Source organism: Saccharothrix sp. AJ9571, assembly GCF_021725495.1.
Classification (GTDB): Bacteria; Actinomycetota; Actinomycetes; order Mycobacteriales; family Pseudonocardiaceae; genus Amycolatopsis; species Amycolatopsis magusensis.
In genome coordinates, this window is the sequence record NZ_CP091382.1 from 4253536 (window position 1) to 4276879 (window position 23344).

General features: G+C 70.7%; 23 protein-coding genes. 14 read left to right on the forward strand and 9 right to left on the reverse strand.

All coding sequences use genetic code 11. From position 1 onward, the window contains the following. Positions 1 to 323: 323 nt before the first annotated feature. Positions 324 to 1382: a chitinase gene (locus tag L3Q67_RS19510; RefSeq protein ID WP_499190841.1), complete on the forward strand. Its 1059-nt coding sequence runs from the start codon at positions 324 to 326 to the stop codon at positions 1380 to 1382. Between the two features lie 370 nt (positions 1383 to 1752). Here the strand turns inward: L3Q67_RS19510 and L3Q67_RS19515 are convergent, their stop codons facing one another. Then, complete coding sequence (locus L3Q67_RS19515; protein ID WP_499190842.1) at positions 1753 to 2454, reverse strand: IclR family transcriptional regulator; 702 nt, start codon at positions 2452 to 2454, stop codon at positions 1753 to 1755. A 79-nt stretch (positions 2455 to 2533) separates the two neighbouring features. Here L3Q67_RS19515 and leuC point away from each other — a divergent pair, with 79 nt between their 5' ends. The 4 genes from leuC to L3Q67_RS19535 all read left to right on the forward strand — a co-directional run bounded on the left by leuC (position 2534) and on the right by L3Q67_RS19535 (position 8426). Next, positions 2534 to 3973: a 3-isopropylmalate dehydratase large subunit gene (gene leuC / locus L3Q67_RS19520; protein ID WP_499190843.1), complete on the forward strand. Its 1440-nt coding sequence runs from the start codon at positions 2534 to 2536 to the stop codon at positions 3971 to 3973. Positions 3974 to 4010: 37 nt separating this feature from the next. Further along, the gene (gene leuD / locus L3Q67_RS19525) at positions 4011 to 4610 is read left to right on the forward strand and encodes a 3-isopropylmalate dehydratase small subunit (RefSeq protein ID WP_499190844.1); all 600 of its coding nucleotides are present in this window, start codon (positions 4011 to 4013) and stop codon (positions 4608 to 4610) included. 231 nt (positions 4611 to 4841) lie between these two features. Beyond that, positions 4842 to 5507, forward strand: coding sequence for an HU family DNA-binding protein (locus L3Q67_RS19530; RefSeq protein ID WP_499190845.1), 666 nt, complete (start codon positions 4842 to 4844; stop codon positions 5505 to 5507). Between the two features lie 180 nt (positions 5508 to 5687). Further along, positions 5688 to 8426 carry an AfsR/SARP family transcriptional regulator gene (locus L3Q67_RS19535; protein ID WP_499191582.1) on the forward strand — a complete coding sequence of 913 codons (2739 nt, stop codon included), beginning with the start codon at positions 5688 to 5690 and terminating at the stop codon, positions 8424 to 8426. A gap of 93 nt (positions 8427 to 8519) precedes the next feature. On the opposite strand, the gene L3Q67_RS19540 is transcribed toward L3Q67_RS19535, so the two are convergent. The 3 genes from L3Q67_RS19540 to cofC are packed head-to-tail and all read right to left on the reverse strand — an operon-like array spanning position 8520 to position 12424. Further along, complete coding sequence (locus tag L3Q67_RS19540) at positions 8520 to 9518, reverse strand: NUDIX hydrolase (protein ID WP_499190846.1); 999 nt, start codon at positions 9516 to 9518, stop codon at positions 8520 to 8522. Further along, positions 9515 to 11719 carry an RNA degradosome polyphosphate kinase gene (locus L3Q67_RS19545; RefSeq protein ID WP_499190847.1) on the reverse strand — a complete coding sequence of 735 codons (2205 nt, stop codon included), beginning with the start codon at positions 11717 to 11719 and terminating at the stop codon, positions 9515 to 9517. The genes L3Q67_RS19540 and L3Q67_RS19545 overlap by 4 nt, the downstream gene beginning before the upstream one ends. Before the next feature lie 57 nt (positions 11720 to 11776). Beyond that, positions 11777 to 12424, reverse strand: a complete 648-nt coding sequence (gene cofC, locus L3Q67_RS19550) for a CofC family guanylyltransferase (protein ID WP_499190848.1) — start codon at positions 12422 to 12424, stop codon at positions 11777 to 11779. A 94-nt stretch (positions 12425 to 12518) separates the two neighbouring features. Between cofC and L3Q67_RS19555 the strand changes: the two genes are divergently transcribed. The 3 genes from L3Q67_RS19555 to L3Q67_RS19565 all read left to right on the forward strand — a co-directional run bounded on the left by L3Q67_RS19555 (position 12519) and on the right by L3Q67_RS19565 (position 14913). Beyond that, positions 12519 to 13223 (forward strand): lysophospholipid acyltransferase family protein, encoded by a 705-nt coding sequence (locus L3Q67_RS19555; RefSeq protein WP_499190849.1) that lies wholly within the window; start codon positions 12519 to 12521, stop codon positions 13221 to 13223. A 1-nt stretch (position 13224) separates the two neighbouring features. Next, entirely contained in the window at positions 13225 to 14235 is a 1011-nt protein-coding gene (locus L3Q67_RS19560) for an NAD(P)H-dependent glycerol-3-phosphate dehydrogenase (RefSeq protein WP_499190850.1), read from the forward strand. 189 nt (positions 14236 to 14424) lie between these two features. Next, positions 14425 to 14913 carry a cysteine dioxygenase gene (locus tag L3Q67_RS19565; protein ID WP_499190851.1) on the forward strand — a complete coding sequence of 163 codons (489 nt, stop codon included), beginning with the start codon at positions 14425 to 14427 and terminating at the stop codon, positions 14911 to 14913. Here L3Q67_RS19565 and L3Q67_RS19570 read toward each other — a convergent pair. After that, a complete protein-coding gene (locus L3Q67_RS19570; protein WP_499190852.1) occupies positions 14868 to 15533 on the reverse strand; it encodes a pyridoxamine 5'-phosphate oxidase family protein in 666 nt (221 codons plus the stop codon). The genes L3Q67_RS19565 and L3Q67_RS19570 overlap by 46 nt on opposite strands. A 68-nt stretch (positions 15534 to 15601) precedes the next feature. Between L3Q67_RS19570 and pdxR the strand changes: the two genes are divergently transcribed. Continuing rightward, positions 15602 to 17002, forward strand: coding sequence for an aminotransferase-like domain-containing protein (gene pdxR / locus L3Q67_RS19575; RefSeq protein ID WP_499190853.1), 1401 nt, complete (start codon positions 15602 to 15604; stop codon positions 17000 to 17002). A 6-nt stretch (positions 17003 to 17008) separates the two neighbouring features. After that, positions 17009 to 18100 (forward strand): D-alanine--D-alanine ligase family protein, encoded by a 1092-nt coding sequence (locus L3Q67_RS19580; RefSeq protein WP_499190854.1) that lies wholly within the window; start codon positions 17009 to 17011, stop codon positions 18098 to 18100. 240 nt (positions 18101 to 18340) lie between these two features. On the opposite strand, the gene L3Q67_RS19585 is transcribed toward L3Q67_RS19580, so the two are convergent. The 3 genes from L3Q67_RS19585 to L3Q67_RS19595 all read right to left on the reverse strand — a co-directional run bounded on the left by L3Q67_RS19585 (position 18341) and on the right by L3Q67_RS19595 (position 20182). Further along, complete coding sequence (locus L3Q67_RS19585; RefSeq protein WP_499190855.1) at positions 18341 to 19303, reverse strand: right-handed parallel beta-helix repeat-containing protein; 963 nt, start codon at positions 19301 to 19303, stop codon at positions 18341 to 18343. A gap of 64 nt (positions 19304 to 19367) precedes the next feature. Beyond that, positions 19368 to 19928: a DUF3515 domain-containing protein gene (locus L3Q67_RS19590; RefSeq protein ID WP_499190856.1), complete on the reverse strand. Its 561-nt coding sequence runs from the start codon at positions 19926 to 19928 to the stop codon at positions 19368 to 19370. A gap of 20 nt (positions 19929 to 19948) precedes the next feature. Then, complete coding sequence (locus L3Q67_RS19595) at positions 19949 to 20182, reverse strand: Lrp/AsnC family transcriptional regulator (protein ID WP_153036892.1); 234 nt, start codon at positions 20180 to 20182, stop codon at positions 19949 to 19951. Between the two features lie 110 nt (positions 20183 to 20292). Here L3Q67_RS19595 and L3Q67_RS19600 point away from each other — a divergent pair, with 110 nt between their 5' ends. From L3Q67_RS19600 to L3Q67_RS19615, 4 genes are read left to right on the forward strand one after another with little or no spacing between them, the layout of a single operon-like run. Beyond that, complete coding sequence (locus tag L3Q67_RS19600; protein ID WP_499190857.1) at positions 20293 to 21267, forward strand: thiamine-monophosphate kinase; 975 nt, start codon at positions 20293 to 20295, stop codon at positions 21265 to 21267. A 10-nt stretch (positions 21268 to 21277) separates the two neighbouring features. After that, entirely contained in the window at positions 21278 to 21754 is a 477-nt protein-coding gene (locus tag L3Q67_RS19605; protein ID WP_499190858.1) for a GNAT family N-acetyltransferase, read from the forward strand. Between the two features lie 12 nt (positions 21755 to 21766). After that, complete coding sequence (locus L3Q67_RS19610) at positions 21767 to 22288, forward strand: gamma carbonic anhydrase family protein (protein ID WP_499190859.1); 522 nt, start codon at positions 21767 to 21769, stop codon at positions 22286 to 22288. Between the two features lie 48 nt (positions 22289 to 22336). Further along, positions 22337 to 23014 carry a uracil-DNA glycosylase gene (locus tag L3Q67_RS19615; RefSeq protein ID WP_499190860.1) on the forward strand — a complete coding sequence of 226 codons (678 nt, stop codon included), beginning with the start codon at positions 22337 to 22339 and terminating at the stop codon, positions 23012 to 23014. A gap of 55 nt (positions 23015 to 23069) precedes the next feature. On the opposite strand, the gene rpmB is transcribed toward L3Q67_RS19615, so the two are convergent. After that, entirely contained in the window at positions 23070 to 23261 is a 192-nt protein-coding gene (gene rpmB, locus L3Q67_RS19620) for a 50S ribosomal protein L28 (RefSeq protein WP_153030126.1), read from the reverse strand. Between the last annotated feature and the right edge of the window lie 83 nt (positions 23262 to 23344).

Sequence of the window (23344 nt, forward strand, 5' to 3'; positions counted from 1 at the left end):
GGATTCGGCCGTGAAAGCCACATTCACGGCACCAGCCATCCCTCCACGGTCCCGAGCCCTGACCACACCGGCCCCCCAACGAAGCCAGACCGCACCGCGAGGTCGCGCCGGTCAACGGGCAGGGGCACGCCGGGCCGCCCAACGGCCCGGCGTGCCCCTGCCCGTTGACCGGATCCCAGCGACCTCGCCCGCCGCGCCGAAGGCACGGCCAACACCATGGTCTAGACCACTCGAATGCCGGTACGCCCGGTGCCGGGCTGGTGGTTATCGTGGGCGGACGGCCGTGTTCTCGCTGTGGCAACGACGCTTAGAGGGAGCTGCGTATGTTCGGTCGTAGATCACGTGTGTTCGCGGTCGCCTTGGCGGCACTGCTGACCGCGCCGCTGGCGGTGCTGGGTCCCGCGGCGGGCGCCGCCGTGCAGGCGGAGGTCTGTGCGGTGAAGTCCAAGCCGGCGGGCAAGGTGCTGCAGGGGTACTGGGAGAACTGGGACGGGGCCTCGAACGGCGTGCACCCGCCGCTCGGCTGGATCCCGATCACCGACTCCCGCATCCGCGCGCACGGCTACAACGTGCTCAACGCGGCGTTCCCGGTCATCCTCTCCGACGGCACCGTGCTGTGGCAGGACGGGATGGATTCGACGGTGAAGGTGGCCACGCCCGCGGAGATGTGCGCGGCCAAGGAAGCCGGGGCCACCATCCTGATGTCGATCGGCGGCGCGACCGCGGGCATCGACCTGAACTCCAGCGCGGTGGCGGACCGGTTCGTCGCCACGATCGTGCCGATCCTGAAGAAGTACAACTTCGACGGCATCGACATCGACATCGAGACCGGGCTGGTGGGCAGCGGGAAGATCGGCACACCGTCGGCGTCGCAGGCGAACCTGATCCGGATCATCGACGGCGTGCTGGCGCAGATGCCCTCGAACTTCGGGCTCACCATGGCCCCGGAAACCGCCTACGTCACCGGCGGCAGCGTGGTCTACGGCTCGATCTGGGGCGCGTACCTGCCGATCGTGAAGAAGTACGCGGACAACGGCAGGCTGTGGTGGCTGAACATGCAGTACTACAACGGCAGCATGTACGGCTGCGCCGGTGACTCCTACCAGGCCGGGACCGTGCAGGGGTTCACCGCGCAGACGAACTGCCTGAACCAGGGACTGGTGGTGCAGGGCACCACGATCCGTGTGCCCTTCGACAAGCAAGTACCGGGGTTGCCCGCGCAGCCGGGCGCCGGGGGTGGGTACATGTCCACCGGACTGGTCGCGCAGGCGTGGAACGCTTACTCCGGCGGCCTGAAGGGGCTGATGACCTGGTCGGTCAACTGGGACGGTTCGAAGAACTGGACCTTCGGGAACAACGTCAAGGCGCTGCAGGGCCGCTGAGTCCACTGTGTCCACTCTGGAAGGGCCTCCGTCGCGCTCACGCTTGTGACCGCGACGGAGGCACCTCGCTACGGCGTGCGGGTGAACGCCGCGCCCCGGACGAGGTTTCGCCTACGGGGACGGTGGATCCGGCGCCGCACGTCCCTCACATAGCTGAATTCGCATACCACTCTGTGAGCGGTGTGCCGCACACCGTCACCTTCCTACCCTGGAAACCGCTCCGGGATCCGGACTAGGGAAGGTGGTTCGCCATGGGTGGATGCAACTGCTGCAGCTCCTGCACCGGCGCCAGCTGCGGCTGCTGCGGAAGCTGCGGCTGATCGGCCGGTCACCGCTATGAGTGGGGCCACGCCCCACTCGTAGCGTTCGTTCAGAGGCGTTCCTGGAGAGCTTCGGCGGCGGCCAGTAGATCCGCTGCCCACCGCGCCCCCGGTTTGCGCCCTATGCGCTCGATCGGCCCGGAGACCGACACCGCGGCGACCACCGTGCCCGCGGAATCCCGTACCGGCGCCGAGACGCTCGCCACACCCGGCTCCCGTTCGGCCACGCTTTGCGCCCAGCCGCGCCGCCGGACCTCCAGCAGCGTCCGTTCCCCGTAGACCGCGTCGGTCAGGATCGCGCGCTGGGTGTGCGGATCCGACCACGCCGCGAGGACTTTCGCGCCGGAGCCGGCCGTCATCGGCAACCGTGAGCCGATCGGCACGGTGTCGCGAAGGCCACTCGGCGGCTCCGCGGTCGACACGCAGATCCGCTGCACCCCGTCCCGGCGGTAGAGCTGCACGCTCTCGCCGGTGATGTCCCGCAGCTTCGGCAACACCGAGCTGGCCGCGTCGAGCAGTGGATCCGTTGTGCCACCGGCGAGTTCGGCCAGCGCCGTGCCCGGGCGCCAGCGCCCGTCCGGCCCGCGCCGGAGCAACCGGTGCACTTCCAGCCCGACCGCCAGCCGGTGCGCCGTCGCGCGCGGAAGGCCCGTCCGGCTGCAGAGTTCGGCGAGCCCGCAGGGATCTTCGGCGACCGCCTGCAGCACGGCCACCGCCTTGTCCAGGACTCCGATACCGCTATGCTGTCCCACAGCGCGATACTATCTTCCCGCAGTTTGGGAAGTCCAGATCCTGGGAAAATCCCGGTAACGTCTCATGGGAGGTGCCCTGATGGTGCAAACACGGGGCCGCACGCTGGCGGAAAAGGTGTGGGACGCACATGTGGTGCGCCGCGGCGAAGGAGCCGAGCCGGACCTGCTCTACATCGATCTCCACCTGGTGCACGAAGTCACCAGCCCGCAGGCCTTCGACGGCCTCCGGCTGGCGGGCCGCCCGGTGCGCAGGCCCGACCTGACCATCGCCACCGAGGACCACAACGTGCCAACGGTCGACATCGACCTGCCGATCGCCGATCCGGTGTCCCGGACCCAGGTCGACACGCTTCGCCGCAACTGCAAGGAGTTCGGCGTCCGGCTGCACCCGATGGGCGACGCGGAACAGGGCATCGTGCACGTCATCGGCCCGCAGCTCGGGCTGACCCAGCCGGGCATGACGGTGGTCTGCGGCGACAGCCACACCTCCACCCACGGCGCGTTCGGCGCGATGGCCTTCGGCATCGGCACCTCGGAGGTCGAGCACGTGCTGGCCACCCAGACGCTGCCGCTGCGTCCATTCAAGACGATGGCGATCAACGTCGACGGCGAACTGCGCCCCGGTGTGACCGCGAAGGACGTCATCCTCGCGGTGATCGCCAAGATCGGCACCGGCGGCGGGCAGGGCTACGTGCTCGAGTACCGCGGCAGCGCGATCGAGGCGCTGTCCATGGAAGCCCGGATGACGGTCTGCAACATGTCCATCGAAGCCGGGGCGCGGGCCGGGATGATCGCACCGGACGAGGTGACCTTCGCCTACCTCAAGGGCCGCCCGCACGCGCCGCAGGGTGCCGACTGGGACGCCGCGGTGGCCGAATGGCGCGAGCTGAAGACCGACGAGGGCGCCGAGTTCGACGCCGAGGTCCACCTCGACGCCGCCACGCTGACCCCGTTCGTGACCTGGGGAACCAACCCGGGACAGGGCCTGCCGCTGAGTGACGCGGTGCCCGACCCCGAGCTGATCGCCGACGAGAACGAGCGCTTCGCCGCCGAGAAGGCCCTGTCCTATATGGACCTCAAGCCGGGCACCCCGCTGCGGGAGATCCCGGTGGACACCGTCTTCCTCGGCTCGTGCACGAACGGCCGGATCGAGGACCTGCGGGCCGCCGCCGAGGTGCTGCGAGGGCACAAGGTGGCCGACGGCGTGCGGATGCTGGTGGTGCCCGGCTCGATGCGGGTGCGCCAGGCCGCCGAAGCCGAAGGGCTGAACGAGATCTTCACCGACGCCGGTGCCGAGTGGCGCCAGGCGGGCTGCTCGATGTGCCTGGGCATGAACCCGGACCAGCTCAAGCCGGGGGAGCGCAGCGCGTCGACCTCCAACCGGAACTTCGAGGGCAGGCAGGGCAAGGGCGGCCGGACGCACCTGGTCTCGCCGCTGGTGGCCGCCGCGACCGCCGTGCGGGGCACGCTCTCCTCTCCGGAGGACCTGGCTCCCGCCACCGCCGGTACCGCCCGGTAACCCTCCCCGACACCCCCGGATCAGGAGTCATCCCATCATGGACCCCTTCACCACCCACACCGGCGTCGGCGTGCCGCTGCGCCGGTCCAACGTGGACACTGACCAGATCATCCCGGCCGTCTACCTCAAGCGCGTGACCCGCACCGGCTTCGAGGACGGCCTGTTCGCCGCCTGGCGCTCGGACAGCGAGTTCGTGCTCAACCAGGAGCCCTTCCGGGCGGGCAGCGTGCTGGTCGCCGGGCCGGACTTCGGCACCGGCTCCTCCCGTGAGCACGCGGTCTGGGCGCTGATGAACTACGGCTTCCGCGTGGTCATCTCCGCCCGGTTCGCCGACATCTTCCGCGGCAACTCCGGCAAGCAGGGCCTGCTGGCCGCCCAGTGCGAGCAGGCGGACGTCGAACTGCTCTGGAAGCTGCTCGAGAACGACCCCGGCACGGAGGTCACCGTGGACCTCCAGGAGAAGACCGTGCGGGCCAAGGACTTCACCGCGCCCTTCACGATCGACGACTACACCCGCTGGCGGCTGCTCGAGGGGCTCGATGACATCGCTCTCACCCTGCGACACGCCGATGAGATCGATTCGTTCGAATCCGTCCGGCCCCCCTGGAAGCCGGTGACCACCCCGGTACCCGGCTGAGCTGCGGGAATTCCCTGCTCAACAAGGGAATCCAGGCCCTGCCGGACCCCCTTCCACCCGTGCCGAACGGCCCCGGACAGCCCCGATGAGGGTCCCTCCACCGGCGGAACCGCCGCCGATACAAGGGAAAAATTCCGCGTGCCGTTTGGAATTTGTGCTGCATTGGTAATACCGTGTGCGCAAGTCGGCCGAAGGAGGCCGTGTACGGATAGTTCTTCTTGGAGGACCGGAATGGCCAACAAGGCCCAGCTGATCGAGGCGCTGTCGGAGCGCCTGGGCGACAAAAAGGTTGCATCGGAAGCGGTCGACGGTCTCGTCGACATCATCATCCGGACGGTCAACAAGGGCGAGAAGGTGAACATCACCGGCTTCGGGGTGTTCGAGAAGCGCGCCCGCGCCGCCCGCACCGCGCGGAACCCGCGTACCGGTGAGACGGTCCGCGTCAAGAAGACCAACGTGCCCGCCTTCCGCGCCGGCACGACCTTCAAGGACGTGGTGAGCGGCGCGAAGAAGCTGCCGAAGGTCACCGCCGCCGCCAAGCGCGCCACCACGGGCACCCGGGCCGCCGCGGGCACCACCACCCGCGCGACCACGACCCGGGCGACGGCCAGCCGTCCCAGCACCACCCGCAGCACCACGACTCGCACGCGCGCCACCACCACGCGCAGCACCGCCGCGAGCCGTACCGCTGCCAAGGCGGCGCCGAAGACGGCTGCCAAGGCCACCACGGCCAAGGCGACCACGGCGAAGAAGACCACCGCCAAGGCCGCCGCGCCGAAGGCCGCCGCGAAGGCGACGACCGCCAAGGCCACCACCGCCGCCAAGGCAGCGCCGAAGGCCGCCGCCGCGAAGAAGACCACCGCGGCCAAGCGCACCACCGCCGCGAAGAAGAAGTAGTTCGCGACGAGGGTTCGTCCCAGCGGTACCCACGGCAGGGCCCCGTGCTCGACGGCACGGGGCCCTGCCGTGTCCGCGTCCGCGACGGTGGTGCGCCACCTCACCCCCGCTCGCTAGAGTCGGGAGTCGCGGTGCGCGACCGCGGACCCGGAGGAGGTAGCCGTCATCGAAATCGGGCTGCTGGGCTCGTTCGAAGCCACGATCGGCGGTGCGCCGGTCTCCCTCACCAGTGCCCGTCAGCGGGCACTGCTCGCCGGGCTCGCGCTGTCCGCGGGCCGCCCGGTCTCGATCGACTCGCTGGCCCGGTTCGTCTGGGGCGAAAGCCTGCCCGCGCGGGTGCGCGGCAGCCTGCACACCTACGTGATGCGCCTGCGCCGCCTGATCGGCGAAGACACCGTCGCCACCGCACCGGACGGCTACCGGCTCGTCATCGAACCCGACCGGGTGGACGCACTGCGGTTCCTCCGGTTGCTCGACACCGCGGTGGAACAACCCGATCCGGCCGCCGAACGGCACTCGCTCGGCGAAGCTCTGGCACTGTGGCGCGGCACCCCGTTGGAAGGTGTCGGCTCGCCCGCGCTCGCCGAGGATTGGGCGCCACTGCTCACCGAACGGTATCTGCTCGCGGTGGAACGGCGGATCGATCTCGACGCCGCCGCCGGTGACGATCCCGATCTCGCCGCGGAACTGACCGAATTGATCGCCCGTTATCCGTTGCGCGAGTCGTTGTGGGAACGGCTCGTGGTGGAACTGGCGCGCACCGGCCGCCGCGCCGAAGCGCTGGCCAGATACGCGAAACTGCGGGAACTGCTCGCCGAGGAGCTGGGGGTGGAGCCGGGAGCGCGGTTGCGCCGCCTGCACCTGGAACTGCTCTCCGCGGGCACCGAAGCACCGGCGGCACCGGCCGTGCGCGACGAAGTGCCGCGGCAGTTGCCGTTCGACGTCACCCGCTTCACCGGCCGCGATGCCGAACTGGCCGAACTGGACGAGTTCCTCGCCGGGCAGCACGAACGGTCCACCGCCATCGCGGTGATCGAAGGCGCGGCGGGCGTCGGCAAGACCTCGCTCGCCGTGCACTGGTCCCACCGCGTGCGCGAACGCTTCCCCGACGGGCAGCTGTTCCTCGACCTGCGCGGGCATTCGGCGGACACCCCGGCCACCCCGGACGCGGCACTCGGCCGGTTCCTGCGGGCGGTCGGCGTGGCGGCCGAGGCGATCCCTTCCACAGTGGAGGAACGCTCGGCGATGCTGCGCAGCAGGCTGGCGGGCGCCCGGATGCTGATGCTGCTGGACAACGCGCACGACGCGGACCAGGTCCGCCCGCTGCTGCCGGGGTCGGGGAACCTCGTGGTGGTCACCAGCCGCAGCCAGTTGCGGGGCCTGGTGGCTCGTGAGGGCGCGCACCGGCTCGCGCTGGGGTCACTGGACCGGCGGGGCGCCACGGCGCTGCTGGCGGGCAGTGTGGGGCACGCGCGGCTGGCCGCCGAACCCGACGCGGTGGCCGAACTGGCGGACCTGTGCGGCAGGCTGCCGCTCGCACTGGCGCTGGCGGGCGAACGGGTGTCGCGTTTCGGCGGCATGTCCATCGCCGGCGTCGTGGAGGAACTCCGTGACCAGCGGTCGCGTCTGGACACCCTGCGGGACCCGCACGACGCCGGCACCGATCTGCGTGCCGCGTTCTCGTGGTCCTACAAGGCGCTGCGCCCGGACGCGGCGCGGCTCTTCCGCTTGCTCAGCCTGCACCCGGGTGTGGACATCAGCCTGCCCGCCGCCGCGGTGCTCGGCGGCCGTCCGGTCCGCGAAACCCGGGATCTGCTCGACCAGCTCGCGTCGGCGCACCTGCTCAACCAGCCGCGCGCCGATCGCTACCAGTTCCACGACCTGCTGCGGGTCTACGCCACCGAACGGCTGGAGGAGACCGAAAGCCCCGCGGAACAGGCGGAGTGCTTCAGCAGGCTGCTCGACTGGTACCTCTGCACGGCCGCCGAAGCCAACAGCCAGGTGCGGCCGGACCTGCTCACCGAGGACGTGGTGCTGCCGGAACTCGTCGGCCCCGAGGTGCACTTCGCCGACCGCGCCGCCGCGACCGCCTGGTACATCGGCGAACGGTCCACGCTGACCGCACTGGTGATCGCGGCGACCCGGCGCGGGTGGTCGACGCGCACCTGGCAGCTCAGCTGGCTGCTGCGCGGGTTCAACGCGGAGCGGCATGACATCGATGACTGGATCGTGACCGCACGCCACGCGGTGGAGGTCGCCGAGGCCGCGCACGACCGGATCGGACTGCAGTACGCCGCGAACAACCTGGGTACGGCGCTGCTGCGGGCCTCCCGCACCGACGAGGCACTGGCCGCGCTGGAACAAGGGCTCGCGGCGGCACCGGAAGGCGGGAACGCGCTCAGCGTCGCCATCCTGAGCAACCTCGCCGGGGCCTACTACCTGCGTGAGGAGTACGAGGAGTCCTACCGCTACAGCTCCGAAGGCGTCGAGGCCGCGCGCCGGTCCGGGCAGCAGACCTACCTGGCGCACGCGGAACTGAACCTGAGCGCCAGTTGCATCGGGCTGGGCAAGTTCGACGACGCCGCCCAGCACGCGCTGAACGCGGAGCACGCCTTCCTCGCCATCGGCGACGAGTACCACTCCGCGCTGGCGAAGGGGAACTTCGCCGAGGCGCTGGGGCGGGTCGGCCGGTTCGACGAGGCGATGGAGCACGCCCTGCGCGCACTGGGCGCGCTGCGGGAGATGGACGCCGACTACGGCACCATCGACGTCCTCATCACCCTCGGGCAGATCCAGCGGGCGATGGGGGAGGACGACGGCGCTCGCGGCTACTGGTCGGCGGCGGTGGAAACCTGCCGCCGGTTGAACGACCCGCGCACCGCCGACGTGCAGGAACTGCTCGACGAACTCGGCGGCTGACCGGGACGGGATGCGCCGCACCCCTAGACCGTCGCATCCCGCCCGGCAACGGGCGCGGAAACGAGTAGACCAGGGTGGGCTTTCAGGTCGCTGTCACTCGCCTTTCGCGCTGTTCAACGGCGACGGTGAGGGCAACTGGCTGGCGAAGTAGGTCGCCGCGGCCAGGCGCGGGCCCTCGTTCCCGGACGGCGGCCGGAAGCTGAGCAGCCACAGTGAACCCTTCTTCGCCGGCGCGGGCCGCCGCCGCTGCTCCGATTCGGTGACGTGGCTGCGCAGTTCCAGTGCGACCCCGTCGCGTTCGGCCAGTTGGGTCACCAGATCCGGGATCACCCCGCCCTGGCTGCAGAGCAGCGGCGTGCCGCCGTCCCCGACGACGGCGAGGAACCGTGCCAGCCCGAGCACCGGATCGGCCCAGTAGCCCTCTTCGGAGAGCAGGTGCTCCTGCGACACCTCGATCCCGAGGTCCTCGGCCACCTTCGCGACCGTCTGCACGCACCGCAGGCGCGGCGCGGAAAGCACGCGCGTCGGGCCGAACAGGGTGGTCACCGCGCGGATGCCGTCGGACTGGCGCAGTCCCGCGTTGGACAGCGGGCGCAGGTCGTCGTCGCCGGTCCACTCGTCACGCTTGCCCGCCTTGGCGTGGCGGACCAGGAGCACGGTGGTCAGGTCGGCGGGCAGCGCGCAGAACTCGCGCAGCGTCTCCACATCGCCGCGGCGGTGGAAGATCGCCTCCGCTTCGGGCGGGCTCAGCCAGCGCAGTTCGTCCACCTCGTCGTTCGGGGTGAACTCCCCGCTCGCCACGCGCGCGCTGAAGTAGTCGACGGTCTTGCCGACCGTGCCGCCGTCCGGTCCGGGCACCCCGTAGGCCACCTGCTTGAGGAAGCGGCCGAGGACCACCCGGAAACCGGTCTCCTCGTGGACTTCGCGCACCGCCGCGGCCACCGTGGTCTCGCCGGGGTCGAGTTTGCCCTTGGGCAGCGACCAGTCGTCGTAGCGCGGCCGGTGCACCACCGCGATCTCCGGTGCGCCGTCCGGACCCGGCCGCCACAGCACCGCGCCCGCGGCGCGGACCTTCGTCTCTTCGTCGTTCAACCGTTCGCCTTGTGCTTGGAGATCAGCTCCACCTGGTGGTCCCGGACCTCGGAGTCGTCGGACGGGGACGGGGCCCACTCACCGGTCGCGGTGAGCACCCAGCAGCGCGTGCTGGGATCGAGGGCGGAGTTGAAGATCTCGTCGAGTTGCCGGGCCAGCTTGGGTTCCTTGACCCGCACCAGCGCTTCGATCCGGCGGTCGAGGTTGCGGTGCATCATGTCGGCGCTGCCGATCCAGTAGCTGTCGCCACCGCGGAAGTGCAGCATCCGCGAGTGCTCCAGGAACCGGCCGAGGATCGAGCGGACCCGGATGTTCTCGCTCAGCCCCTTCACCCCCGGCTTGAGCGAGCAGATCCCGCGCACCACCACGTCGACCTCGACCCCGGCCCGCGACGCCTGGTACAGCGCGTCGATGACCTGTTCGTCGACGAGCGAGTTGCACTTGATCCGCACCCCGGCAGGCCGTCCGGCGCGCGCGTGCTCGATCTCCGCGGTGATGTCGCGCAGGATGCCCCGCCGTATCCCGTTCGGCGCGGTGAGGATGTTGCGGAAGGTGTCCTGCCGCGAATACCCGGTGAGCACGTTGAACAGGTCGGTCAGGTCCGCGCCGATGCTCGGGTCGGCGGTGAGCAGCCCGAGGTCCTCGTACAGCCGCGCGGTCTTCGGGTTGTAGTTGCCGGTGCCGATGTGGCAGTAGCGGCGGATGGTCGAGCCCTCCTGCCGCACCACCAGCGCGGTCTTGCAGTGCGTCTTGAGGCCCATCAGCCCGTAGACCACGTGCACGCCGGCGCGTTCCAGCGTGCGGGCCCAGGTGATGTTGGCCTGCTCGTCGAAGCGCGCCTTGATCTCCACCAGCGCCACCACCTGCTTGCCGGCTTCGGCGGCGTCGACGAGCGCGTCCACGATCGGCGAGTCACCGGAGGTGCGGTACAGCGTCTGCTTGATCGCCAGCACCTTGGGATCGGCGGCGGCCTGCTCGACGAAGCGCTGCACGCTGGTGGAGAACGAGTCGTACGGGTGGTGCACCAGCACGTCGCCCTCGCGCAGGGTGGCGAACACGCTCTTCGGCGTCTCGCGCTCGCCGAAGGCCGGGTGCGTCGCGGGGACGAAGGTCGGGTACTTCAGCTCCTTGCGGTCCACGGTGGACAACTGGTGCAGGCAGGTCAGGTCGAGCAGACCCGGCACCTCGACCACGTCACGCGGGTCCACCTCCAGTTCGCGGAGCAGGAGTTCGAGCATGTGCTCGCTCATGTCCTGCGCCACCTCGAGGCGGACCGGCGGGCCGAACCGGCGCTGGGCCAGTTCGCGTTCGAGCGCTTGCAGGAGGTCCTCGTCGCGGTCCTCCTCGACCTCGAAGTCGGCGTTGCGGGTGATCCGGAACACGTGGTGCTCGGTGACCTCCATGCCGGTGAACAACTCGCCGAGGTGCGCCGAGATCAGTTCCTCCAGCGGCAGGAAGGTCGCCTCGCGGCGCTCCCGCTGGGGTTCCACCCGGATCAGCCGGGGCACGTTGCTCGGCACCTTGACCCGCGCGAAGCGCTCGGTGCCGCCCTCCGGATCGCGCACGGTCACCGCGAGGTTGAGCGAGAGGCCGGAGATGTAGGGGAACGGGTGCGCCGGGTCGACCGCCAGCGGGGTCAGCACCGGGAAGATCTGGTCGGTGAAGTAGTTGGACAGCCGCAGCTGGTCCGGTCCGTCCAAATCGGACCAGCTGACGATCCGGATGCCCGCGGCGGCCAGCTCCGGGCGCAGCTCGTCCTCGAAGGCGCCGGTGTGCCGTTCCACCAGGTCCTGGTTGCGCTTGGCGATGTAGGCCAGCTGCTCGCGCGGGGTGAGCCCGTCCGCGCTGCGCACCGAGAGGCCGGTCTCGTCGCGGCGCTTCAGCCCGGCCACCCGGACCATGTAGAACTCGTCCAGATTGGACGCGAAGATGGCGAGGAACTTGGTCCGCTCGAGCAGCGGCTGCGAGTCGTCCTCGGCCAGCGCCAGCACGCGGGCGTTGAAGTCCTGCCACGACAGCTCGCGGTTGAAGTAGCGGTCGTCGGGGAGCGCGTCGGCGGCCAGCCGCGCCACCGCGGTGACCGCGGGCGGCGCCGAGGGCACCCCGTGTTTCTCCTGCGCCGTCAGTGCGGCGTCGGGACGGGCCCGGCGCAGGTCCGGAGGGGCGGGCGGGGGGTTCAGCGGCTCACTCACACCCTGCATTCTTCCGTACTCGGCGGCGTCCTGCGCGTACCGCGATCTACGCCACGGTGAATTCCTTCAGCTCAGGCAGCACGCTTCGCCCAGCAGGGTCGAGGTGCGCCAGCCGAGCCCGAGCCTCCGGACGTGGGCGAGGTCGGCGGCGGTGTCCACGTCGCTGCGCAGCGAGGGCGCCGCGACGTCCAGCGGTACCGCCCCGGAGGCGGTGTGCGCCAGCGCCGAGCCGGTGCCGAAGTGCGGGTCCAGCGGTTCGCCGGGGGCCGCGACCAGCAGCGTTGTCCCGGTGCCCTGTCGATCGGCGACGAAGGCGCGCCGGTCGGCGGCGGCGCCGAGCGCCATGGCCAGCTCGTCCGGGCGCAACGCGGGGAGGTCGGCCTGCAACGCGGCCACCACCCCGCCCGGCTCGGCCCCGCGCAGGATCGCTTCACCCCGGCGCAGCGCGGTGTTGAGCCCGCGCACCCCGGCGTCGCCGACCACCTCGACGCCGAGCCGGTGCAGGCTGGTCAGCGCGAGCGGGTCGGCCGCGACCACCAGCACCCGGCGGACGCCGTTCGCCGCGGTCGCCGCGGCCAGGGTGTCGGCGGCCAGCGCGAGCACCAGCTCGGCGTGCGTGTCGTCGTCGTGGATGTCGTCCAGCGCGCCGCGGAGCCGGGACTTGCCCAGGCTGGGCTGTTTCAACGGGACGATCAGGTCCACCTCGCGTGCCACGCCCTCCTTTGTACTCCGGCTGCTCCCCACCCGCCCTAGGTCTGTGACATCGCGGGGGGCAGGATCAGCGTGGGCAACCGAGCGAGGAGGAGTTTTGGCCGATCGGGAAAAGGGCGGTTTCTGGGTGGGGACCGCCGCGGCGCTGTTCTACCCGATGACCCTGCTCGGCAGGCGGGACTACCGGCACGCGGAGCGCATCCCCCGCCGCGGGGGCGCCCTGCTGGTGCTCAACCACATCTCACACCTCGACCCGGTGGTCGACGCGGTGCTGGTGCACCGCAACAAGCGGGTGCCGCGGTTCATGGCGAAGGAGAGCCTGACCCGCACCCCGCTGCTCGGCAAGATCCTGGTCGAATCGGGCGGCATCCCGGTCTACCGCGGCTCGTCCAGCGCCGGTGACAGCCTGCGGGCCGCGCACCAGGCGCTGCGCGAGGGCAAGGTGGTGGTGATCTACCCCGAGGGCACGATCACCAGGGACCCGGCCGCCTGGCCGAAGCGCTCCTACACCGGCGCGGCCCGGTTGGCGCTGGAGAACGACGTGCCGGTGATCCCGATCGCGCGGTGGGGCACCCACGAGATCCTCAACGGCTACGACAAGAAGTTCCGGCCGTTCCCGCGCAAGCACGTGATCCACTCGGTCGGCGAGCCGATCGACCTGTCCGCCTACCGCGGCCGCCCGCTCGGCGCGAAGGTGCTGCGTGACGTGACCGACGTGATGATGGCCGAGGTCGTGGACCTGCTGTGCGAAGTACGAGGCGAGCGGCCGCCGGTGCGCCCGGCGACCGAGGACGGGGACTGAGATGGACCTGCAGCGGGTCACCGTGCTCGGCGCGGGTTCCTGGGGCACCACCTTCGCCAAGGTGCTCGGCGACGCCGGGCGTGACGTGACGATCTGGGCGCGGCGGCCCGAGGTCGCCGCGGAGATCTCCGACGCCGGGACGAACGGCGGGTACCTGCCGGGTGTGGCACTGCCGTCGCGTGTCACCGCCACCGCCGACCCGGCCGCGGCGCTGGACGGCGCCGAAGTCGTGGTCCTGGCCGTGCCCAGCCAGAGCCTGCGGGCGAACCTGACCGCGTGGCGCGGCCTGCTGCCGCCCGAGGCGATCCTGGTCAGCCTGGCCAAGGGCGTGGAACTGGGCACGCTGAAGCGGATGAGCGAGGTGATCACCGAGATCGCCGGGGTGCCGGACGGTCAGGTGGTGGTGGTCTCCGGGCCGAACCTGGCGAAGGAGATCGCGCAGGAGCAGCCGTCGGCGGCGGTGGTCGCCTGCGCCGACCACGAGCGCGCGGTGGCCGTGCAGCGGGCGTGCTTCACCGGCTACTTCCGGCCCTACACCAACACCGATGTGGTGGGCTGCGAGCTGGGCGGGGCGTGCAAGAACGTGATCGCGCTGAGCTGCGGCATGGCCGCGGGCCTCGGTTTCGGCACCAACACCATGGCGACGCTGATCACCCGCGGGCTGGCCGAAACCGCGCGGCTGGGCGTGAAACTGGGTGCCGATCCGCTGACCTTCGCCGGCCTGGCCGGGGTGGGCGACCTGGTCGCGACCTGCTCCTCACCGCTTTCGCGGAACCGGACCTTCGGGGAACGGCTGGGGCGGGGCGAGTCGGTCGCGCAGGCACAGGAGTCGGTCGGCGGACAGGTGGCCGAGGGCGTGAAGTCCTGCACCTCCATCCGGGACCTGGCGTCCGGCCTCGGCGTCGACATGCCGATCACCGACGCCATGCACCGCGTCTGCCACGAAGGCGGCGACCCCCGCCGCCTGGGTGCCGAACTGCTGGGCCGGGACCGCAAACACGAATGGTCGTGAACCGGTGCCCATGGGGTGAGACCGGTTGACCGCGGGGGCGGCGGCCTGCTTCGCTGCTGGGTGTGTTGATGCGTGAGACGAACGTGCGAGCCAGCCGCCAAGGCCAGCCCCGTGTCTTCTCGCTGTGTCCGTGTTGTTGCCGCTGAAGCCGAACCCAGCCGCCACAACACTCATAAAGGACAAAACACCATGTTCGCCGTTCCGGACAACACCGTCGCCCTGGTCGAGAACGTTGTTCAGCAGCGTCACCCCGTGCGGGTCGCGCTCGAGTACGCCCACGACCGCGACCGCTGGCGCCACCTCCTGCGCTACGACCCCGACCAGCGGTTCTCCGCCCTCATCGCCAGTGACGGCGAGCAGGAGATCTGGCTGATGAGCTGGCTCCCCGGCCAGGAGACCGACCTGCACGACCACGTCGAGTCGACCGGTGCCTTCACCGTCGTCTCCGGCTCGCTGACCGAGACCGTCAGCCGGACGGCCGCCGACGGGCGCGTGGTCACCGAGGTGCACCCGCTGGTCGCCGGCCAGTCGCGGGTGTTCGCCCCCGGCTACGTGCACCACGTCCACAACCCCGGCGGCGACCCCGCGATCAGCGTGCACGTCTACCGCTCCGGCGGCCGGGCCATGCGCAGCTACCGCCCCGGCTTCGTCGACGGGCCCACCCGCTCCGCCACGTGAGCGGGCACCGGGACCGAGCAGCGCGCGTCGGTCTCCGGAGCCCCGAACGACGTCCGGACCGGCAGCAGCCCGGCCCACGCGGCATCCGCCGCCACGTCGGCGGGCTGGTCGAGGGCGCCGACGTCGCGCACCTTCACCGACGCCTCCGCCAGATCGAGCGCGAGCACCGTGACGGCGGCCAGTTCCTTCGCGTTCACCTCGCGCGCGTGCTCCCACGAGCCGGGCGCGAGGTGATCGGTGAGCATGTGGAGGCCGTGCAGCTTTTCGTCCCCGTCCAGCAGCCGCGTCCGGCCGTGGACCACGGCGCTGCGGTAGTTCATCGAGTGGTCGTTGATCGAGCGCGCGTAGACGACGGAGTCCAGCAGGGTCACTGTCACGCAGACGTCCAGCCCGGCCGCGGCCGCGCGCATGCTCGGCGCACCGGTCGACCCGTGCAGGTAGAGCGTGTCCCCGTCGCGCCCGTAGCCGGTCGGCAGCACCACCGGCGAACCGTCGAGCACCAGGCCGAGGTGGCAGATCAGGCCCTCGTCCAGCACGGCGTGCAGTTCGGCGCGCTCGGTCCGGCCGCGGTCCTTCTTGCGGGTCAGCGTGCTGCGGGGAGTGGGTGACAATGGGGTCATACGAGTAGCCTGCCGTGGTCAAGTGGCATCATGAACGGCCAATCGCCAGCCAGTTCGAAGAGGCCACTTTGCCGCATTCCGACACCGCGCTCCCGGTGCGCCTGGACCGCCACAGCGGGACCCCGCTCGCCGTGCAACTCGCCGACGCCCTGCGTGAGTCGGCCGCCACCGGCCACCTGCGCGGCGGCGACCGGTTGCCCTCGACCCGCGCGCTGGCCCAGCGCCTCGGCGTCAGCCGGACAGTGACCTCCGCAGCATACGAGCAGCTCCACGCCGAGGGCTGGATCGCCGGGCGCCACGGCTCCGGCACCTACGTCACCACCTCGCCGCCGCGCGACCGCCCGGCGCGCGGGCTGGTGATCGGCGAGACCCCGGCCCGGCCGGACCTGCTCGACCTCAGCCCCGGCGTGCCGTGGGCCGATGGTCTGGACCGCGCCGCCTGGCGCCGGGCGTGGCGGGCCGCGGCCGACGCGCCGCCCTTGTCCAGGGCCCACCGCGCCGGTCTGTTCGACTACCGGGCCGTGATCGCCGAGCACCTGCTGCGCCACCGCGGCCTTTCCGCGGGCACGGATTCCGTGCTCGCCACCGCGGGCACCACGGCCGCGGTGATCGAGATCGCCGGCGCGATCTTCGAACCCGGTGACGTGGTCGGCGTCGAGGAGCCCGGTTACCAGCGTGCCGTGCAGGCTTTGACCAGCGCGGGGCTGCGGACCGTCCCGGTGCCGGTGGACGGTGAGGGCCTGCGCCCGGACGCCGTGCCCCGCGGAGTCCGGGCCGTCTACTGCTCGCCGGCGCACCAGTACCCGATGGGCAGCCGGATGAGCGCCGCCCGCCGCGTGCAGCTGGTCGAGCGGGCGCGCGCCGAGGACTTCCTGCTCATCGAGGACGACTACGACGGTGAACTGCGCTTCGACGTGGCACCGTTGCCGCTGCTCGCCGCGCTCGCCCCGGACGTGGTCGCGCACCTGGGCACCACCAGCAAGATCCTCACGCCCACGCTCGGCGCGGGCTGGATGGTCGCCCCGCCGAAGGTGGCCGCGGCCGTGCTGGAGTACCGCGACCGCACCGGCACCCGGCCGTCCCCGGCGGGGCAGCGGGTGCTGATCGAACTGGCCCGCCACGGCGATCTGGGGCGTCACCTGCGGAAGCTGCGGCGTGAGCTGTCCGAGCGGCGGACCATGTTGACCAGCGCGCTGCACGCGGGCGGCATCCCGGTGCTCGGCGACGACGCGGGCGCCCATTTGATGGTGCCGCTGAATTCGGCGGCGGAGGAACGCGGCAAGGTGCTCGCCGCCGAAGCCGCGGGAATCCGGCTCGACCACCTCGGCCGCCACTTCGCCGGCACCCCGACCGAGTACGGCATTCCGCTCGCCTATTCGGGTTGTTCCCGCGAGGCACTGGCCGACGCGCTGGACACGCTGGTCGACTTACTGCGCCCCGGAGTGATCCACAAGAGCCCGGTAGGGTGACGTCCCATGAGCCCAGCCAAGACGCGGGTCGCCGTGGTGTTCGGCGGCCGGAGCACCGAGCACACCATTTCCTGCGTATCGGCGGGCAGTGTGCTGGCGAACCTGGATCCCGAGCGGTTCGAAATCGTGCCCATCGGCATCACCCGCGAAGGCGGCTGGGTGCTCGGCCCCAGCGACCCGGACCGCCTGCGGATCGACGGCGACCAGCTCCCCGTCGTCCACGAAGGACGGAGCCTGGTGCTCACCGGTGACCGGGTCAACCGCGAACTGGTCTCGCTCGACGCCGGGGTGGACGCGATCGGTGCGGTGGACGTCATCTTCCCGGTGCTGCACGGCGCTTTCGGTGAGGACGGCACCATCCAGGGCCTGCTGGAACTGGCGGACGTGCCCTACGTCGGCGCCGGGGTGCTCGCCAGCGCCACCGCGATGGACAAGGAGTTCGCGAAGAAGCTGCTCGCCGCCGAGGGCCTGCCCAGCGGTGAGTACGCGGTGCTCCGGCGTGGACAGTCCACTTTGCCCGACGCCGAGCGCGAACGCCTCGGCCTGCCGGTGTTCGTCAAACCGGCCAGGGCCGGGTCCTCGATCGGGATCAGCAAGGTGACCGACTGGTCCCAGCTGGACGCCGCGATCGCGTTGGCCCGTGAGACCGACCCCAAGGTGCTCATCGAAGCCGCGGTGGTCGGCCGCGAACTCGAATGCGGCGTGCTGGAATTCCCCGACGGCCGCGTCGAAGCCTCGCTGCCCGCCGAGATCCGCGTGCTGGCCACCGACGAAAGCGCCTGGTACGACTTCGAAACCAAGTACCTCGGCGAGGCCGCGGAACTGGACATCCCGGCGAAGCTGGACGACCAGGTGACCGAACGGCTGCGCGAGATGGCCGTCGCCGCCTTCCACGCGCTGGACTGCCAGGGCCTGGCCAGGGTCGACTTCTTCGTCGGTGCGGACGGCGAGCTGACCATCAACGAGGTGAACACCATGCCCGGCTTCACCACCACGTCGGCCTACCCGAAGATGTGGGCGGTGACCGGCGTGGACTACCCGACGCTGTTGTCCACGTTGGTGGAGACGGCTATTGCTCGGGGTACTGGGTTGCGGTGAGTTGCTTTGGGGGGTTCCGCCCCGGTTTTTGATTGTGACTACGGCGAAGGCCCCGATGTCAAGGCGGGAAAGATGCCTTGACATCGGGGCCTTCGCCGTGTTTTTGGCTGTGGACCGGGGCGGGGTGGAGGGTTTGGGCGGGTCCCTGGTGGGGTGCCCGGGTGGCGGTTGGGGCGGCGGCTGAGTGCTATGAGTGGGGCATTACTTGCGTTCATTGCAAGTAATGCCCCACTCATAGCGTCAGCAGCCGTCGGTGGGTGGGGTGTTGCTGAAGCCTTTGCCCGCGTTGGTGACGGTGTTGCTCGCGCAGATCCGGTTGCCCAGGTCCTTCTTGTGCACGTAGAAGCCGTAGGCGCCGGGTGACTGCACATCGGCGGTGTTGTGCGAGAAGGTGTTGTCCTCGCCCCAGCCTTCCAGCTGGACGTGCACCTCGAAGCCGCCGTAGCTCTTGGTGGTGACGAAGACCTTGCTGCCCTTGTTGTTCGTCACGAGGTAGCCGTTGCCCTTCACGTCCACCCAGCTGTCACCGGAGTTCGCGCCGGTCTGGCCGGTGCCGTCGAAGGTGTTGCCGGACAGTTCGCCGTCGCTGGTGCCTTCCTTGACGTCGATCGCCTCGGCGGCCACGTTCGGGCCGATCTTGTTGTTCAGCGCCTTGTTGCGGTCACTGCGATCCGGCGTGCCACCCGGCCAGTTGCTCTTCGCCGAGCCGAAGTAGATGCCCTCGCCGTAGTCGGGTGTCTGCCTGCCGGTGTCGCTGATCTCCGAGTTCCGCACCACGTTGTCGCTGCTGCCGTGCTGGAAGTGGATGGCTTCGTGACCGACGCCGTGCACCCGCAGGCCGTCCACCACGGTTTCGCGCACACCCAGCGCCATCAGGCCCTTCTGACCGCCGGTGATGGTGAAGCCTTCGAGGTTCCAGTAGCTGCCGGTGAGTTCGAAACCCCGGCCGCCGGACGCCTTGAGCACCGCGTCACGCGGGCCCTTCAGGGTGATCCGGGCACTCGCCGTGCCGCTGACCGGGGCCTTGAAGTTGCCGGTGAACGTCTTCCCCGCGGCGAGCTGGATGGTGTCGCCCGGCTTCACCGCGGACAGTGCGCCGCTCAGCTCGGCGCCGGTCTGCACGGTGATCACCGCGGCCGAAGCGGTATCCGGCAGTGTCAGTGCCGCGAGCACGACAGTGGTGGCAAGAACGCCTGCACGCATCGAGTCCTCCGAGTCTCCTGCGTGGCGGCGGAGACACTCACGCTAATGAGCGTCCCCATTCCGGTCAACCGTCGGAGAAGCGCAGCGGCACCGAGGGCAGCGCACCCGCGATCGCGTCGGAGATCTCCTGCAGCGGGCCGGTTCCCGCGCTGTCCGGCACGGTCAGCGCCAGGTAGACGGCCCGGTCGGCGAGGAACCAGGTGGTGGTGCCTTCGACCGCGATCGGCAGCCACTGCACGGAGTTGATCACGCGCAGCTGGGCCGTCCTGGTCATTTCCTGTGGTTGGTCCAGACCGCAGCGCAACACGATCGGGTCACCGGTGCCCCACGCGGCCGTCGCCGGGGGAGCGGGCTCGGCCAGTTCGCGTTTGGCCAGCTTCTCGCCGTTGGAGGTCAGCTCACCGGGCAGCGCGCCCAGGAGGGTGGCGCATTCGGGCGCGCCGGCCTGCGGGGCGGGCACCGGCACGAGCGGCAGCGGCCCCTTGCCCGCTTCGCCGGGGTTTTCCCCGGAACCGGTGAGGAGGCCGAAAACCGCCACCCCGGCGGCGAGCGCGACCGCCAGGGTCGCGGCGATCACGATCAGCAGCCGGGGCGGGGCGCCGGTCTCGGTGTCGAAGTGGGGCACGACAGGAACTACAGCACGGGTCAGAGGTGCACCACGGGGCAGGTCAGCGTGCGCGTGATGCCCTCCACGTTCTGCACCTTGGCGACCACGAGCTGGCCGAGCTGGTCGACGTTGTCCGCGGCCGCCCGGACGATCACGTCGTACGGCCCGGTCACGTCCTCGGAGGTGGTGACCCCGGGGATGCCCGAGATCTCCGCCGCGACGGACGCGGCCTTGCCGACCTCGGTCTGGATGAGGATGTATGCGTGGACCACGGCGTGCCCCTTCGTCTGGATCTGGCTGCGCAAGGTAGGAACGTCTGAGGAACGTACCCCAGTAAGGGAACGATAGGGGATCCGACTATTTGAGGTCAGGAGGTAACGGCGTGCCGCGGGACACATCCGAGACGACGACCGTGGCGCAGACGGGTGAGTTCGGCCTGATCCGGGCGCTCACCCAGGACCGGGTGCAGCCGCCGTTCACGCTGCTCGGGCCGGGTGACGACGGTGCGGTGGTGGCCGCGCCCGACGGCCGGGTGGTGGTCAGCACCGACGTGCTGGTGCAGGGCGTGCACTTCCGGCTCGACTGGTCCGGGCCCGAGCACGTGGGCCGCAAGGCGGTGGCGGTGAACCTGGCCGACATCGCCGCGATGGGCGCGCTGCCCACCTCGGTGCTGGTGGGCTTCGCCTGCCCGGGAGACCTGCCGGCGTCGGTGCTGACCCGGCTCACCGACGGCATGTGGACCGAGGCCGAGCGCGCCGGGATCGGCGTGGTCGGCGGGGACGTGGTCCGCTCCGACACCCTGGTGGTGAGCATCACCGCGCTCGGCGACCTCAACGGCCTGCCGCCGGTGACCAGGTCGGGCGCCCGGCCCGGCGACGTGGTCGCGGTGTGCGGGCGGCTGGGCTGGGCGGCGGCGGGGCTGATGGTGCTCGGCCGCGGCTTCCGGTCACCGGTCGGCGTGGTCAACGCCCAGCGCTACCCCGAGCCGCCCTACGCGGCCGGACCGGCGGCGGCCGCGGCGGGCGCCACCGCGATGATCGACGTCTCCGACGGCCTGCTGGCCGATCTGGGGCACATCGCGGCGGCTTCCGAGGTCGGCATCGACGTGCGCACCGAAGCGCTCCAGCCGGACCAGCGGCTGCAGGAGGTGGCCGCCGCGCTCGGCGCCGACGCCCAGCGGTGGGTGCTCACCGGAGGCGAGGACCACGCGCTGGTCGCCGCCTTCCCGCCGGAGGTGGAACTGCCTGCCGGGTGGCGCCGCGTCGGCGTGGTCACCAGGCCGGAGTTCGGGGTGACGGTGGACGGGCAGCCGCACCGCGGTGGCGAGGCCGGTTGGGAGCACTGGAAGACCAGTTAAGGTGCCGGTCGTGGAAATTCGTGTGGCCGCCTACGACGATCCGGACGCGCAGAAGCTGATCACCGAGGTCCAGCAGGAGTACGTGGTGCGCTACGGCACCCCGGACGACACCCCGGTGCGGCCGGAGGAGTTCGCCCCGCCGAACGGGCTGTTCCTGGTCGGCTACCTCGACGGGGTCCCGGTGGCGACCGGGGCCTGGCGCGTGCGCGAGGAAGACGGCGGCGCCCTGCGCGACGGTGACGCGGAGATCAAGCGCATGTTCGTGGTCACAGCCGCGCGGGGCCGGGGGCTGGCGCGTGCGATGCTCGCCGAGATCGAGCGCACCGCGCTGGCCGCCGGGCGACGGCGGATGGTGCTGGAGACCGGGACCAAGCAGCCGGAGGCGATCGAGCTGTACCGCTCGAGCGGATACCGGGAGATGGCCGGCTTCGGCTACTACGCCGGTGAAGCGGAGAGCCGGTACTACGGCAAGTCGCTCACCGGCTGAAGGAGGACGACCGTGGCGATCTACGCACTCGGCGACCTGGTGCCCGACATCCACCCCGACGCCTACGTGCACCCGGACGCGACGCTGATCGGCGACGTCCGGATCCGCGCGTTCGCCTCGGTGTGGCCGCAGGCGGTGCTGCGCGGGGACAACGGCTACATCGAGATCGGTGAACGCTCCAACGTCCAGGACGGCTGTGTTCTCCACTGCACCGAGCAGCACCCGACCGTCCTCGGGCCGTCTTCGGCGATGGGCCACTCGGTGCACGTCGAGGGCGCGATCATCGGCACCGGCTGCCTGATCGCCTCCGGTTCGGTGGTGCTGAACGGAAGCGAGATCGAGGACGGCGGCATGGTCGGTGCCGGGGCCGTGCTGTCGTACGGCTCGAAGGTGGGGTCGGGCGAGATCGCGCTGGGCGTACCGGCGAAGACGCGGGAGAACAAGTCGTTCGGCCCGGAGATGATCGAAGCCGTGGTGGCCAGCTACGTCGGCCGTGCCGCCCGCTTCCGCACCGAACTCCGCCTGCTGTCCTAGGCGGGTCGCCGACTCGATGGTGTGACGCAGCCGATAGAGTCGCCCGCCGTGACCGCACGACCGCTGCACGAGATCGTCGAAGCCGGCTGGGCGAAAGCCCTCGCCCCGGTGGAATCCAACATCGCCGCGATGGGTGAGTTCCTCCGCGGGGAGATCGCCGCCGGGCGCACCTACCTCCCGGCGGGGGAGAACGTCCTGCGGGCGTTCAAGCAACCGTTCGACGAGGTGCGTGTGCTCGTCGTCGGCCAGGACCCGTACCCGACCCCCGGCCACGCGATCGGCTTGTCCTTCGCCGTCGCGCCGGAGGTCCGGCCGCTGCCGAAGAGCCTGGTGAACATCTACAAGGAGTACGCGGAGGACCTCGGCCACCCGCTGCCGTCCAACGGTGATCTGACGCCGTGGACCGAGCAGGGTGTGCTGCTGCTCAACCGGGCGCTGACGGTGATGCCCGGCAAGCCGAACTCGCACCAGGGCAAGGGCTGGGAAGTGGTCACCGAGCAGGCGATCAAGGCGCTGGCCGAACGCGGGGGCCCGCTGGTGGCGATCCTGTGGGGCAGCAACGCCCGCAAGCTCAAGCCGCTGCTGGGTGGCGTGCCGAGCGTGGAATCCGTGCACCCGAGCCCGCTTTCGGCGCACAACGGCTTCTTCGGCTCACGCCCGTTCAGCCGGGTGAACGAACTCCTGGTCCAGCAAGGCGCGCAACCAGTCGACTGGAAGCTCCCGTAAACGCGAAAACGGCGAGTGTCCCGCAAGGGGCACTCGCCGTTTCACTTTCCTACGCTCAACCCCGGACGACTTTGCCCGCCTTGATGCACGAGGTGCACACGTTCAGGCGCTTGCGCTGGGACAGACCGATCTTGGCGTGCACGGTCTGGATGTTCGGGTTCCACCGGCGACTGGTCCGCCGGTGGGAGTGTGAGACCGACTTACCGAAGCCGGGTCCCTTGCCACAGACGTCGCACACGGCAGCCACGTCGAACTCCTTTGGATCATTCGAAGACGAATCACGCCCGGCACGGCGGCCGGGCAACTCGACCATAGTAACCAGTATGTTCC